10 protein-coding genes are annotated in these 15,943 nt (G+C 44.6%); all 10 read left to right on the top strand.

Annotated elements, in window-relative coordinates; all coding sequences use genetic code 11:
- The first annotated feature begins 272 nt into the window (after positions 1-272).
- The 10 genes from L634_RS0118920 (at position 273) to L634_RS0118870 (ending at position 15,713) form a co-directional block, all read left to right on the top strand.
- On the top strand, positions 273-2,384 hold the full coding sequence (locus L634_RS0118920; protein ID WP_026583794.1) for a (Fe-S)-binding protein: 2,112 nt from the start codon (positions 273-275) through the stop codon (positions 2,382-2,384).
- 537 nt (positions 2,385-2,921) lie between these two features.
- The gene (locus L634_RS0118915) at positions 2,922-4,109 is read left to right on the top strand and encodes an acetyl-CoA C-acetyltransferase (protein ID WP_026583793.1); all 1,188 of its coding nucleotides are present in this window, start codon (positions 2,922-2,924) and stop codon (positions 4,107-4,109) included.
- Positions 4,110-4,268: 159 nt separating this feature from the next.
- Positions 4,269-5,120, top strand: a complete 852-nt coding sequence (locus L634_RS0118910; protein WP_026583792.1) for a 3-hydroxybutyryl-CoA dehydrogenase — start codon at positions 4,269-4,271, stop codon at positions 5,118-5,120.
- Positions 5,121-5,319: 199 nt separating this feature from the next.
- A complete protein-coding gene (locus tag L634_RS0118905) occupies positions 5,320-6,450 on the top strand; it encodes an acyl-CoA dehydrogenase (protein ID WP_026583791.1) in 1,131 nt (376 codons plus the stop codon).
- 138 nt (positions 6,451-6,588) lie between these two features.
- Complete coding sequence (locus L634_RS0118900; protein WP_026583790.1) at positions 6,589-7,728, top strand: acyl-CoA dehydrogenase; 1,140 nt, start codon at positions 6,589-6,591, stop codon at positions 7,726-7,728.
- A 407-nt stretch (positions 7,729-8,135) separates the two neighbouring features.
- The gene (locus L634_RS0118890) at positions 8,136-8,780 is read left to right on the top strand and encodes a TetR/AcrR family transcriptional regulator (protein WP_026583789.1); all 645 of its coding nucleotides are present in this window, start codon (positions 8,136-8,138) and stop codon (positions 8,778-8,780) included.
- A gap of 65 nt (positions 8,781-8,845) precedes the next feature.
- Complete coding sequence (icmF, locus tag L634_RS0118885; RefSeq protein ID WP_026583788.1) at positions 8,846-12,112, top strand: fused isobutyryl-CoA mutase/GTPase IcmF; 3,267 nt, start codon at positions 8,846-8,848, stop codon at positions 12,110-12,112.
- Between the two features lie 211 nt (positions 12,113-12,323).
- Complete coding sequence (locus L634_RS33930) at positions 12,324-12,500, top strand: hypothetical protein (protein WP_198029794.1); 177 nt, start codon at positions 12,324-12,326, stop codon at positions 12,498-12,500.
- Between the two features lie 495 nt (positions 12,501-12,995).
- Positions 12,996-13,571: a DNA-directed RNA polymerase subunit delta gene (gene rpoE / locus L634_RS0118875; RefSeq protein WP_026583787.1), complete on the top strand. Its 576-nt coding sequence runs from the start codon at positions 12,996-12,998 to the stop codon at positions 13,569-13,571.
- A 534-nt stretch (positions 13,572-14,105) separates the two neighbouring features.
- Entirely contained in the window at positions 14,106-15,713 is a 1,608-nt protein-coding gene (locus L634_RS0118870; RefSeq protein ID WP_026583786.1) for a CTP synthase, read from the top strand.
- The last annotated feature ends 230 nt before the right edge of the window (positions 15,714-15,943 follow it).

Genomic DNA, 15,943 nt, shown 5'->3' with positions numbered 1-15,943 from the left:
CTTCCTCCCGCAAAGTTTCCTGTTAGTATTTCCAGCGGCATTATTTATATAATGAATTTTTCTTATTTAGGCAGGACTTTCTTCAGTGTGAACAGAATGTTTTCATATAGTGTGAATGACAAAATAATAAAACTTTTCCAACAAGTTATTGAAAAAATGGTTGACTGAATGCTCATTCATAATATAATGGGAGTAAGAGATAAATTCAGAAAAATTTACTGTATTTAAAATTTTCTAAGGAAAGGAACTATACTGAAAGGAGCACTCTGCCCATGAACGGTTTATTATGGATTAACTTAATTGCATTCCTTCTTGTAACCGCTTACGCCGTCAGCCTGTTTGTCTATGTTGTAAAGACGCGGATAGAATATATCAAGCTTGGCAAAAAGGTTGAGTTTGACGGCAAAGTAAAAGAGCGCCTCGAAAAAATCTGGGTCAATGTATTTGGCCAGAAAAAGCTTTTGAAGGACAAGAAAAGCGGCGCCATTCACGTGATGTTTTTCTATGGATTTATTATGGTCCAATTTGGTGCCATTGATTTTATCATTAAAGGCATCAAACCGGGTGCGCATTTGCCGCTTGGACCTTTATATCCTGGTTTCACTTTCTTCCAGGAGCTTGTGACCCTGATGATCCTTGTAGCGGTGATCTGGGCTTTTTACCGCCGTTATGTTGAAAAGCTCGTTCGCTTAAAAAGAGGATTTAAAGCAGGTCTCGTACTTATTTTTATCGGAGGGCTAATGCTCTCAGTCCTTCTCGGAAATGGGATGAGTATGATCTGGCACGGGCATGAAGGAACATGGACTGAGCCAGTTGCTTCGCTCATTGCGGGAGCATTCTCGTGGATCGGTGAAACTGCCGCAATCGCTGTCTTTTATATTGCATGGTGGATCCACTTGCTGTTCCTACTGGCATTCCTTGTATACGTGCCGCAATCAAAGCACGCACACTTAATTGCCGGGCCAGCCAATGTTTATTTTAATCGTTTGGAGAATCCAGGGAAATTGAAAGCAATCGACTTTGAAGATGAATCCCAGGAAAGCTTTGGCGTCGGAAAGATTGAAGACTTTACTCAGCATCAGATGATTGATTTCTATGCTTGTGTAGAATGCGGACGCTGTACAAACATGTGTCCTGCTACAGGCACGGGTAAAATGCTTTCCCCAATGGATTTAATTATTAAGCTGCGTGACCATTTAACAAACCACGGTGCAGCAGTTACATCCAAGCAGCCTTGGGTGCCGACATTTGCTTTTTCCAGCACGAAAGGCAACCAGCTTGCGCTTGCAGCTGCCGGCCAGGGGGCTGAAGAAGCCGCTGCTGGGCTTGCATACAGCCCAAGCCTAATCGGCGAAGTCATCACCGAAGAAGAAATCTGGGCTTGTACGACTTGCCGCAACTGTGAAGATCAATGTCCAGTTATGAATGAGCATGTCGATAAAATTATCGATTTGCGCCGCTACCTTGTTTTAACAGAGGGTAAAATGGACGCTGATGCACAGCGCGCGATGACGAATATTGAACGCCAGGGCAACCCTTGGGGGCTTAACCGCAAGGAGCGCGAAGATTGGAGAGAGGCACGCGAGGATGTTCATGTGCCGACCGTGAAGGAACTGAAGAAGGCAGGAGAAGAGTTCGAATATTTATTCTGGGTTGGCTCAATGGGATCTTATGATAACCGCAGCCAAAAGATTGCCCTTTCCTTTGCCAAGCTATTAAATGAGGCAGGGGTTAAGTTCGCAATCCTTGGAAATAAGGAAAAGAATTCAGGCGATACGCCAAGACGCCTTGGAAACGAGTTCTTATTCCAGGAGCTTGCAACTAAAAATATAGAAGAGTTTGAGAAAAATGAAGTGAAAAAGATTGTTACAACCGATCCGCATGCCTACAACATTTTCAAAAATGAGTATCCGGATTTCGGATTGGAAGCAGAGGTTTATCACCATACTGAGGTTCTTGCCAAGCTTGTAGACGAAGGCAAGCTAACACCGCAATATGCCGTGAATGAAACCATTACTTTCCATGATTCCTGCTACCTTGGACGCTACAACGAGGTTTATGATCCTCCGCGTGAAATTCTTAAGAGCATTCCTGGCGTTAAGCTTGTGGAAATGGAGAGAAACCGTGAAACCGGCATGTGCTGTGGAGCGGGCGGCGGCTTGATGTGGATGGAAGAAGAAACAGGACACCGCATCAATGTGTCACGTACAGAACAGGCACTTGCGGTTAACCCGTCCGTAATCAGCTCTGGCTGTCCATACTGTTTAACAATGCTTTCGGATGGAACAAAAGCAAAAGAAGTGGAAGAACAAGTTCATACGTACGATGTTGCTGAAATTCTTGAAAAGTCCATTGTCGGCGAAAAACAGAATTTAGCTTCATAAAAATTATTGGAAATTGAAGCACAGAAACAAGTTCATTTTAAGCATTTTTCGTCACTTTCCAGCATAAATGAATGTGACAGATAAATGATTAATGCTACAGGTTAACTGGCGGCAAGTCCACAATTGATAGACAGTTTTTGACTGGAATATCAGGCGGTCTTGCTTCCAGCAAAAGCCTGCGATGCCACAGAGCCAGGTAACTTCTATTTATCGCACGGCCGAAAGCGCCGGCTTTTAAGAGGATGTGGCACCATGAGCATGGCCAATTTAACTCGTGGAAGTTAAAATTTATGAATTTTGTGTAAAGTGTTTCAATTTATTCTATTTTTCTAGTAAAATGGAATAGGGTAAAGCGCTTACAATTTTTCGAGCTGGATGGAGAGCGATAATCTCCTTTTTGTGCGCAGTCTTTTCGAGCGAGCGTTCAGTCAATAGCAGCATCTCCACACATAATTAACTTCAACAAGACCAACTCAAAATTTTTTCTAATTAATTTTTCGAACATTTTAAATTAATAGTACAAAGGAGCGATTCTTTATGGGTAAAACCGTAATTCTTAGCGGAGTCAGAACACCTTTTGGAAAATTTGCCGGAGCGCTTAGCAGCTTTTCGGCTTCCGATCTTGGCGGATTTGCAGTGAAAGAAGCATTGAACCGTGCAGGTGTAAGTCCCGAGGATGTTGATGAAGTGATTCTGGGAACCGTTCTTCAGGGCGGACAGGGCCAGATTCCTTCACGCCAGGCTGCAAGAAAGGCTGGTTTGCCATGGGAAGTGAAAACCGAAACGATCAATAAAGTATGTGCTTCCGGCATGCGAAGCGTCACTTTAGGAGACCAGATTATCCGTGCAGGGGACGAGGAAGTAATTGTGGCTGGCGGCATGGAATCTATGAGCAATGCTCCTTACATCTTGCCGAAAGCCCGCTGGGGATTGCGCATGGGTGACTCAACGGTTAAGGATTTAATGGTTCATGACGGGCTAAGCTGCAGCTTTACAGGCGTCCATATGGGAACATACGGGAATTCAACAGCAAAGGAATTTGAAATCAGCCGTGAAGAGCAGGACAAATGGGCATTAAGAAGCCATGAGCGTGCAATCGCAGCGATCGAATCAGGCGTACTGGCAGAAGAAATCGTTCCTGTGGAAGTTCCGCAGCGAAAAGGAGAGCCGATCGTTGTTTCTCAGGATGAATCGCCCCGTAAAGATACTTCATTAGAAAAGCTTGGCAAGCTTGGGTCTGTATTTAATTCAGATGGAACCATTACGGCCGGAAATGCTCCTGGCGTTAACGATGGGGCAGCTGCATTGGTGCTCATGAGCGAAGAGCGTGCAGAACGCGAAGGCAAGAAGCCGGAAGCATATATTCTTGGCCATACAGCAATTGCAGTGGAAGCAAAGGATTTCCCTCAGACTCCTGGACTTGTCATTAATGCACTATTAAAAAAGACAGGAAAAACGCTGGAAGAAATTGACCTGTTTGAAATTAACGAAGCATTTGCAGCTGTCGCTTTAACCAGCGGAAAAATTGCGGGCCTTGATGAGGAAAAAGTGAATGTTAACGGTGGAGCAGTCGCATTGGGCCACCCAATTGGGGCAAGCGGAGCGAGAATTATTTTAACATTAATGCATGAATTAAAGCGCCGGGGCGGCGGAATCGGCATTGCGGCTATCTGCAGCGGCGGCGGCCAGGGTGATGCAGTGATGATAGAGGTTCCGAAGCAGTAATTTTGCGGTTGGATTGGCAGTTTATCGGCCGATTTTGAGGTTTTATCGGCCAAAATCGGCAATTTAACGGCCGAAAACGACCATTTATCGGCCAAACCCAAAAAACGCCGATCTAAACAAGCATTTAACGGCCAAAGCTCAAGAACGGAGGATACGAAAATGAATATAAAAAACATTATGGTAATCGGTGCAGGACAAATGGGCTCAGGAATCGCGCTGGTATGCGCGCAAGCAGGATACAGCGTACTTCTAAACGACCTTAAACAAGAATTTGTAGAACGCGGACTTGGCGTTATTAAAAAGAATCTTTCCCGCCAGGTGGAGAAAGAACGCATGACAGCTGAAGATATGGAAGCTGTGCTTGGAAATGTAACCGCTTCAACAGATCTGCAGGATGCTAAGAACGTTGATCTTGTAATCGAAGCAGCAGTCGAAAATATGGAGATCAAAACAAAGATCTTCAGCCAGCTGGATGAAATTGCTCCGGAGCATGCTATCTTGGCAAGCAATACATCGTCTCTTCCAATAACGGAAATTGCAGCTGCAACAAAACGTCCGGAAAAAGTCATTGGCATGCATTTTATGAATCCGGTTCCTGTTATGAAGCTGGTAGAAATTATTCGAGGGCTTGCAACAACGGATGAGGTTTATCAAACAATTGAAGATATTACAAAGACTCTTAAAAAAGTGCCTGTTGAGGTAAATGATTTCCCAGGGTTTGTATCCAACCGTGTATTGATGCCAATGATCAATGAAGCGGTTTACACGCTTTATGAAGGGGTTGCGACAAAAGAGGCAATCGATGAAGTAATGAAGCTTGGCATGAATCATCCGATGGGGCCGCTAACATTAGCCGACTTCATTGGCTTGGACACTTGCCTGTACATTATGGAAACACTGCATGAAGGCTTTGGCGATGATAAATACCGACCGTGCCCATTATTAAGGAAATATGTAAAAGCTGGCTGGTTAGGCAAGAAGACAGGAAGAGGCTTTTACGTTTACGAATAAAGTGAAACTTTCATCAGTGAGTGTATTTCTCACTGATGGTTAGTTGAACCAATCGGGCTTTTACAGGCAGTTAGTCCTAATTATTCCCTTATTTCTCTTGAAATCATGAAGTTGGAGGGCTTACTGCCCGTTAATGCGGGATAAATTAATAACTAGAGGTTTGGCGGACGGAAGCCAGGCAGCATCGGGGGGAATACAAATGAACCTGAGATTTACAGAAGAACAGCAAATGATGAGAAAAATGGTGCGGGATTTTGCCCAGACGGAAATCGCGCCATTTGTAGAAAAAATGGAGCAGGGCGAGTTTCCAAGGGAGATCCTTCGCAAAATGGGCGAGCTTGGCCTCATGGGGATTCCGATTCCTGAAAAATACGGCGGATCTGAAATGGATTTCACCTCTTATATTATTGCCATTCATGAACTATCCAGGGTAAGTGCGACAGTGGGCGTTATTTTATCTGTCCATACCTCTGTAGGAACAAATCCGATCCTATATTTCGGAACAGAAGAGCAAAAACAGAAATATGTGCCAAAGCTTGCTGCAGGCGAGTATCTCGGCGCTTTTTGCCTCACTGAACCGAGCGCGGGCTCAGATGCGGGAAGCCTGAAATCGCGTGCAGTGAAGGACGGAGACCATTATGTGATTAATGGATCAAAAGTGTTTATCACAAATGGCCTGGAAGCGGATGTATATATCGTATTTGCTTCAACCAATCCGGAGCTTGGCGGCAAGGGAATCTCTGCTTTTATCGTGGATAAAGGTACTCCAGGCCTTGTGTTCGGAAAGGATGAGCACAAAATGGGCTTGCATGGTTCGAGAACCTTGCAGCTGACGTTTGAGGATATGCGTGTTCCTGCGGAAAACCTTCTTGGCAATGAGGGCGAGGGCTTTAAAATAGCGATGGCGAATCTGGATGCAGGACGGATCGGAATTGCTGCACAGGCGCTTGGAATTGCAGAGGCAGCCTTTGAAGCAGCAGCTGGTTATGCGAAAGAACGTGTTCAATTCGGCAAACCGATCGCTGCACAGCAGGGAGTCGGATTCAAGCTTGCAGACATGGCGACGAGCGTTGAGGCAGCAAAGCTATTAATCTATCGGGCAGCCAATCTGCGCCAGAGCGGCATTAAGTGCGGCCTGGAAGCTTCAATGGCAAAGCTTTATGCATCCAAAACTGCCGTTGAAGTAGCAACAGAAGCCATTCAGGTATTTGGCGGCTACGGCTACACAGAGGACTATCCGGTTGAGCGCTTCTTCCGTGACGCAAAGATCACTGAAATCTATGAAGGAACAAGCGAAATTCAGCGGATTGTCATCAGCAAGCAGCTATAGGAGCCAGGTGATAATTAGCGCGTAAACCAGTAGTTAAGCCAATTTACCAGCGTAAAATCAACGAGTTTTTGAAAATATTAACGTAACCGAAGCGTATATCAATATATCAGCAAATTCATACAAAGCGGGGGACTAACAATGAATTTTCAATTAAGTGAAGAGCATGAAATGATTCGAAAAATGGTGCGGGATTTTGCCAAAAATGAGGTAGCGCCTACTGCTGCAGAGCGTGATGAGGAAGAGCGCTTTGACCGTGAGATTTTCGACAAAATGGCGGAGCTTGGCTTAACGGGGATTCCTTGGCCGGAAGAGTACGGCGGCATCGGGAGCGACTATCTTGCATACTGCATCGCGGTTGAAGAGCTTTCAAGAGTGTGTGCTTCAACAGGTGTAACCCTTTCAGCACATACTTCCCTTGCTGGCTGGCCTATTTTCAAATTCGGCAGTGAAGAGCAAAAGCAAAAGTACTTAAAGCCAATGGCGCAGGGGGAAAAAATCGGAGCTTACGGCCTTACGGAGCCTGGAAGCGGTTCAGATGCAGGCGGAATGAGAACAACTGCGCGTCTGGAAGGCGATCATTACATTTTAAATGGCAGCAAAATTTTCATTACGAACGGTGGAATAGCAGATATCTATGTCGTATTCGCATTGACAGATCCTGCTGAAAAGCATAAAGGAACAACGGCATTTATTGTGGAAGCGGGCTTTGAAGGCTTCTCTGTAGGCAAGAAGGAAAAGAAATTGGGTATCCGTTCATCGCCTACAACGGAAATTATTTTCGAAGAATGCAAGGTTCCAGTTAAAAACGTGCTCGGAAAAGTTGGGGAAGGCTTCAAAATTGCGATGATGACGCTGGATGGCGGCCGCAACGGAATCGCTGCCCAGGCTGTCGGCATTGCACAGGGTGCATTAGATGCTTCCATCGAGTATGCAAAAGAGCGCCATCAGTTCGGCAAGCCGATTGCAGCCCAGCAGGGAATCGGATTTAAGCTTGCGGATATGGCAACAAGCATTGAAGCTTCAAGACTATTAACATACCAGGCAGCATGGCTGGAGTCTGAAGGCCTTCCATACGGCAAGGAATCTGCCATGTCCAAACTGCTTGCGGGTGACACAGCAATGAAAGTAACAACGGATGCCGTGCAAATTTTCGGCGGATATGGCTATACAAAAGACTATCCAGTCGAGCGCTTTATGCGTGATGCCAAAATCACACAGATTTACGAAGGAACGCAGGAAATTCAGCGCCTTGTAATCTCACGCATGGTAACGAAATAATAACGAATTTTGAGGCTGTTCGGTTTCAAAGGTTTAGACTGCAGGTGCGTTGGTCTTTTTTATAGGCTCTTTTCGTAAAATTTATTGCTTTTGAAGGCGAACTTAGTTTAACCAGCTGAGTTGATTGTTGCGGAGGGCACTTAATCTTCGAAAATGATCTCTTTTTTTACAGTGAGATATTTATTCAAGGGTACTTTTCCAATGTCCAGCTCCGAAAAGAGGGAAGAGGGAGACCGTACAGGCGAAAACGGGAAGGCTCATCGCTCCCAGCGGAAAGCAAGTGTTCCGTGATGAAATCAACGGGCAAAATTTATAAACTAAAACAACAATCTATAAGAAAAGAGCCTTTTTAGCTGAATGGAGATTCAGCAAAACGGGGGATGATTTGCGGGAGGCGGTAGGTAAATATGAAAAAACGGGAAGTGCAGGCTTCTGTTAAAGATGAGCGTCTTGTTAAAAAGAGGCGCGATCAGATGATTAAAGGTGCCGTCACCCTTTTTATCCAAAAAGGGTTCCATCGTACAACAACTAGAGAGATCGCAAAGGCATCTGGTTTTAGTATTGGAACGCTTTATGAATATATTCGGACAAAGGAAGACGTGTTATATCTGGTTTGTGACAGCATCTATGATCAGGTTGCTGAGCGGCTTCAGAAAGGCCTTGATACAAAGCAAGGTACACTGGAGAGCCTGGAACAGGGTATAGCTGACTACTTCAAGGTCGTTGATGAAATGCAGGATGAAGTGCTCGTCATGTACCAGGAAGTAAAATCCCTAACAAAGGATGCGCTTCCTTATGTTTTGAAAAAGGAAATTGAAATGGTCGGCATGTTCGAGCATGTAATAACCCTTTGTGTGGAGAACGGGGAACTTGATCTGCCGGAGGACCAAATTAAAATGATTGCCCATAACATTTTTGTCCAGGGGCAAATGTGGGCATTCAGACGCTGGTCACTGCAAAAGATGTACACGATTGATGAATATATCAAGCTGCAGACCAATCTTCTGTTTCAGGGAATTAAGCAATTAAGCAAAGTATCGGAAAAAGCTTAACAAACATTTATGTGCACAGGCATCAGCTTCTCTGGTGCCTGCGCTTACGGACAAGGGGGAGAAGGATGAGTAATCCAGAAGTGTATAAGCCGAAAAATCATATTCGCTTTGTTACGGCTTCCAGTCTTTTTGACGGACATGATGCTTCCATCAATATTATGCGCAGAATCATTCAGGCGAGCGGTGCCGAAGTGATCCATCTCGGCCATAACCGTTCGGTTGAAGAAGTAGTAAATGCAGCAATCCAGGAAGATGTCCAGGGAATTGCGATTTCCTCTTACCAGGGCGGCCATGTTGAGTATTTCAAATATATGTATGACCTCCTTAAGGAAAGAGGTGCATCCCACATCCGCATTTATGGCGGTGGAGGCGGTGTAATCATCCCGAAGGAAATCAAAGAATTGCATGATTATGGAATCGCGAGAATCTTTTCTCCTGAAGATGGCCGGCAGTATGGCCTGCAGGGCATGATCAACCAGATGATTGAAGAATGTGATTTCCCGACGTTCACAGCCGAAGCTTCCGAGCAAATTGAAAAGCTGCAGGATGGGGAAACCAATGCAATTGCCAAGCTGATAACAATTGCTGAGCATCAGGTAACCGAGGGCAAGGAAGCTGCAGCAGCGCTTGAGCCGGTAATGGCAAAAGTGAAGTCACTGGAAAAAAAGGTTCCGGTATTGGGTATTACAGGGACAGGCGGAGCTGGAAAAAGCTCGCTGACAGATGAATTAATCCGCCGTTTTATCAACGAAATTCCGGAAAAGAAGGTTGCTATTTTATCTGTTGATCCGACTAAGCAGAAAACAGGTGGAGCCCTTCTTGGCGACCGAATCCGAATGAATGCCATCTTTAACCCGCGCGTTTATATGAGAAGCTTGGCAACAAGAAATTCCCGCAGTGAGCTTTCTCTCGCCATTCAGGATGCCATTTCGGTAGTAAAGGCAGCCGGATTTGATTTGATAATTGTCGAAACAAGCGGAATCGGGCAAGGGGATGCCGGCATTACCGAGATTTGCGATGTCTCGATGTATGTCATGACAAGCGAATTTGGTGCACCTTCCCAGCTCGAAAAAATCGATATGATCGACTATGCAGACTTAATCGTAATAAATAAATTCGAGCGCAAAGGCTCTGAGGATGCAATGCGCCAGGTACAAAAGCAATACCAGCGCAGCCGGATGCTTTTTGAAAAAGAGCTTGAAGAAATGCCTGTATACGGAACGATTGCCAGCCAATTCAATGATCCGGGAACAAATGCCGTTTTCGCTGCATTGGTTGAACGAATCAACGAAAAGGCAGGAACGGACTGGAAGACTAGTTTTACAAAAGAAGCAAAAGTTGAGAAGCAGAATGTCATTATTCCAAATGAACAGCGCTATTATCTGCGCGAGGTTTCTGAAACGGTCCGCGGCTATCATAAGAAAGCCGAAGAGCAGGCGGATCTTGCCCGCAAACTGTTCCAGCTTGAAGGGGCTCTTCTTGCGGTGAAAGAACAAGAAGCAAATGAAGAAGTGGTCGCTTCTCTTGAGGCGATTAAATCGGCAACAGAAGAAAAATTGACAGCTGAAACAAAGAAAATTCTTGAAGGCTGGGAAGATTTAAAGGAAAAATATGCAGGCGAGCAATTTGTGACGAAAATTCGCGATAAGGAAATCGTGACGGTTTTAAGAACAAAGAGCTTATCCGGACTATCGATTCCGAAGGTGGCATTGCCTAAGTACAAGGATTATGGAGAAATTATCCGCTGGGTGTACAGAGAAAATGTTCCGGGCTCATTCCCGTATACAGCGGGCGTTTTCCCATTCAAACGAGAGGGAGAAGATCCGAAGAGACAGTTTGCCGGTGAAGGAACACCGGAACGGACAAATCGCCGCTTTCATTATCTTTCAAAGGATGATGCAGCAAAGCGTCTGAGCACAGCGTTTGATTCCGTTACACTATACGGTGAAGATCCTGATTATCGTCCGGACATCTACGGAAAAGTAGGGGAAAGCGGAGTCAGCGTTTGTACCCTTGATGATATGAAAAAACTGTATGCCGGATTTGATTTATGTCATCCATCTACATCGGTTTCGATGACGATTAATGGGCCAGCTCCGATTATTTTGGCTATGTTCATGAATACGGCAATTGAGCAGCAGATCGAAGCAAAAGAGCAGGAGCTTGGCCGTGTGCTCACTCCGGAAGAGTTTGCGGAAGTAAGGGCGAAAACATTGCAGACTGTACGCGGAACCGTTCAGGCTGATATTTTAAAAGAAGACCAGGGCCAAAATACTTGTATCTTCTCAACAGAGTTTGCCTTAAGGATGATGGGGGATATCCAGCAGTACTTTATCGACCATAAAGTCCGCAATTATTACTCAGTATCGATTTCCGGCTATCATATCGCCGAAGCGGGTGCGAACCCAATTTCGCAGCTGGCGTTTACACTGGCAAACGGGTTCACATATGTAGAGTACTATTTGAGCAGAGGCATGAATATTAATGATTTTGCACCTAACCTTTCATTTTTCTTCTCGAATGGATTGGATCCGGAGTATACGGTGCTTGGCCGTGTGGCGCGCCGCATCTGGGCAACGGTTATGAGAGATAAGTATGGTGCAAATGAAAGAAGCCAGAAGCTGAAGTACCATATCCAGACTTCAGGTCGTTCACTGCATGCGCAGGAAATTGATTTTAACGATATCCGCACAACGCTGCAGGCACTGATGGCCCTTCAGGATAATTGTAACTCGCTTCATACAAACGCTTATGATGAAGCCATTACAACTCCGACGGAAGAGTCAGTCCGCCGTGCGATGGCCATTCAGATGATCATTACGAAAGAGCATGGCTTATCAAAGAATGAAAATCCGCTTCAGGGCGCGTTCATTGTAGATGAGCTGACAGATCTTGTGGAAGAGCAGGTATTAAAAGAGTTTGAGCGCATCAATGACCGGGGCGGAGTGCTTGGTGCGATGGAAACCCAATATCAGCGCGGCAAAATTCAGGATGAATCCATGTACTATGAAATGAAGAAGCATACAGGCGAGCTTCCGATCATCGGAGTAAACACATATCTGAATCCAAATCCTCCTTCTGAGGATGAGATGAACAATATGGAGCTTGCAAGAGCAACGAAGGAAGAAAAAGAAACACAAATCCGCAACCTGCGCAGCTTCCAGGAGCGCAATAAAGATAAAGCGGAAGAAGCTTTAAAACGATTGAAAGAAACGGCTGTCAGCGGAGGCAACATTTTTGCTGAGCTGATGGAAACAGTAAAAGTGGCTAGCCTTGGCCAAATTACCCGTGCTTTATATGAAGTCGGCGGACAATATAGAAGAAACATGTAAAAAGAAATGTGGGACCATTTGAAAGAAGGTGTGAGGCCCACGGTGAATGGAACTGAATCATAGGGGCTTGCAGCTTTTGCTGCAGGCCTTTGTTTTTAAGTTGGCAAGATATCTTTTTTTACATTGAATTAATACAAAATACATCCATATCCTATATAATGGAATCATTATATAAGCGTGTGCACTTCGGGGAAGCTGAGGATGTGAAAATGTGAAGAAATTATTTCTGTATGCGGCTATAGTGGGAGCTATTGCGGGCGTTTACTTCCTATATGAAAGACAGCTTGGAGCCATTGCATTCTTTTTATTATCATTTTACTTTACCTGGCTGGCATATAAACAAATGGATCAGCCTTTGAAAGAAAGAAGAAGAAAAAGGGCGGAGTAAGTTCCTCTTTTTTAATAGGCTGTTTTCGTAAAGTGTGTTTACGGCAAAACTTAGTTTAACCAGCTGGGCTGATTGCAGCGGAAGGCATTTGACCCGTCGAAAGTGCATTATCATTTTCTTGCGGCGAGGTGTTGCTTTAAGGCTGCTTATTCAATGTTCAGCGGGGGAACAAAGGAGACCTGTCAGGGCATCGGGAAGGCTCTCTGACTGCTCGCTGTTCGCAGAGTGCCTGAGCGAAAATCAGCAGGTTTCGTTCATAAAAGCTGCATGTTAATGGGCTGCAGACAAGAATCTATAGAAAAAATGCGATAACAGCAGATATAACTGGCATAAACCTTAAAAATCTGTTTATAATGAAGAATATGCCTTCTTGGGGGCTGTCCAGGATTGGCCGGGCGCTCTCGGGATATGAGGCCATAAGGTCTTCATATAAGTATGTACGTGTTATTGTTATTTGCGCTGTTGAGCGTTACATAGGGAAAGGAAGTGCTGATATTGAGTTTGGAACAGTTCTCAAAAGAACAATTACAAGAAATGTCATTAATCGAAGTAGCTTATGAACTTTTAAAAAGCAAGAAAGAACCCATGGCTTTTAATGACATTATGGATGAAGTGGCTAAACTTCTGGACCTTTCAGAAGAGCAGGTCAAATCAAAAATTGCACAGTTCTATACTGACTTAAATATAGATGGACATTTTATCGGATTGGGCGATAACCGCTGGGGTCTCCGTTCTTGGTATCCGGTAGACCAATATGAGGAAGAAGTCGTTACCGTTATCAAGCCTAAGAAGAAAAAAGGCAAGAAGAAAGTGGACGATGATGATCTTGATCTTGAAGATTATGATGAACTGGATGAAGAGGACATCGAGTATGACGATCTAGATGGGTTTGATGATGACGATCTGACAGAAGACGATGATGATCTCCTGGAAGACGATGAAGATCTTGATGAAGACTTCGAGGACGATGATGATATTATCGATAAGGATGAGGAATACGACCTGGACGATGAGGATGAAGACCTTGAGGAAGATGACCTCGAACTTGAAGATGACGAAGAAGATTTATAATCTTGACTTTTCGTTTCAGGGCTTGTAGAATACTTTTTGGGCTCCTTAAAAAAGGAACGATTCGTTTAGACGCTAATAGCGCTCCCTTACTTTATAAGTAAGCGGAGCGCTTTTTATTTTTTGGCTTTGCTAATGCTTAAGTTGATTTAAGCACCCTGTTGATTGGAGCGGGAGGCGCTAATCTCGTGAAAATGCATTCGTATTTTCTTACGACGAGGTGTTTGTTTATGGATGCCTATTCAAGGTCCTGCGGGAGTGACCTTGCAGGTGCAGAGCGCCGAGGAGCGTTAGACTGCCCGCTGAAAGCTTGAGTGCCTGGAGCACAAATCAACAGGCAATTTGACAAAGCTATTTTTTATATGGAAGAGGCCGACAACGTTCTTTTCCGGGGTGATAGGATAAAATGCGTTTCCTCCCCTTTATAAAATGGTTAGGTCCGGTCAAAAAAACCGGTGCCAGGAAGATAGAATTTTTATAATGAAGTCTTTAAACCAAGACGAATATGCACAAACTGATATTAAGGGGGAATTTTAGATGACAAAGTATATTTTTGTAACAGGCGGAGTGGTTTCATCATTAGGAAAAGGGATTACAGCCGCGTCACTTGGCCGCCTTTTGAAAAACAGAGGATTAACGGTTACAATTCAAAAATTTGATCCTTACATAAATGTGGATCCGGGGACAATGAGCCCGTATCAGCATGGTGAGGTTTTCGTAACAGGTGACGGTGCAGAGACTGACTTGGACTTAGGTCACTATGAGCGCTTTGTCGATATCAATCTGACAAAGTACAGCAGTGTAACAACGGGTAAAATCTACTCAACGGTGCTTAGAAAAGAGCGCCGAGGTGATTATAATGGCGGAACAGTACAGGTTATTCCGCATATCACAAATGAAATCAAAGATAAAGTATTCCGTGCGGGGCATGAAACCAATTCGGATGTTGTTATTACAGAAATTGGCGGAACGGTAGGGGATATTGAATCACTTCCATTCCTGGAAGCTATTCGCCAGATCAAGAGCGATATTGGCCGCGATAATGTCATGTATATCCACTGTACGCTGGTTCCTTATATTAAAGCAGCCGGCGAGATGAAGACAAAGCCGACCCAGCACAGTGTAAAAGAATTAAGAAGCCTTGGCATCCAGCCAAATGTAATTGTTCTTCGTACGGAAATGCCGATTTCCCAGGACATGAAGGACAAAATTGCTTTATTCTGTGATATCGATAAAGAGGCGGTTATCGAAGCAACAGATGCAGAAACTTTATATTATGTGCCTCTATCCCTTCAGGAACAAAAGCTTGATGAAATTGTCTGCAAGCACTTGAAGCTGGAGTGCGGAGAAGCAGATATGACGGAATGGAAGCAGCTTGTTGACAAGGTCCTGAATCTATCTAAAAAAACAAAGATTGCCCTTGTCGGCAAATATGTTGAATTGCAGGATGCCTACATTTCAGTCGTCGAAGCGTTAAAGCATGCTGGTTATGCTTATGACTCTGACATTGAAATTAAATGGATCAATTCAGAGGAAGTAAACAAGGACAATGTAACGGAATTGCTAGAAGATGTTGATGGAATCCTAGTTCCAGGCGGATTTGGCGACCGCGGCATTGAAGGGAAAATTCTTGCGATCCAGTTCGCACGTGAAAATAAAAAGCCATTCCTTGGCATTTGCCTTGGCATGCAGCTGGCTTCTATTGAATTTGCAAGAAACGTATTAGGTCTTAAGGATGCACACTCTGCAGAAATTGACCCTGCAACGAAACACCCAATTATTGACCTTCTGCCTGAGCAAAAAGACATTGAAGATTTAGGCGGAACATTAAGACTTGGTGTACAAGCTTGTAAATTGGAAGAAGATACAAAAGCATTTGAAGCTTACCAGGATGAAGTGGTATATGAGCGCCATCGCCATCGCTACGAGTTCAATAACCACTACCGCCAGGATATGGAGAAGGCCGGATTTGTCTTTTCTGGAACAAGCCCTGACGGCCGCTTAGTGGAAATTATTGAAGTGAAGGATCATCCATGGTTCGTTGCGTCCCAGTTCCATCCGGAATTTATCTCAAGGCCGACACGCCCTCAGCCTTTATTCCGTGAATTTATCGGGGCATCACTGAAATATAGCGAAAAATTATAAGACATGAAAAATCCCTCCAGGTGCGGAGGGATTTTTTAGTAGACTGAAAAACGCAGATGCATTTCACGGATAAAAATATATTTCGAGGCTATATCGATTTTTTTTCGGATGGCTCTGTTAAATTTGCCTGTTGATTTCCGCTCCAGGCACTCGCTTTCCGCGGGCGGTCCGACGCTCCTCGGTGCATTCGCACCTGCGGGGTCTCCCGCTGACACGCTTCTCCCGCAGGA

The sequence above is a fragment of the Bacillus sp. J33 genome, assembly GCF_000518885.1.
Lineage (GTDB): Bacteria > Bacillota > Bacilli > Bacillales > Cytobacillaceae > Cytobacillus.
This window is presented reverse-complemented; position numbering and strand designations above follow the sequence as displayed.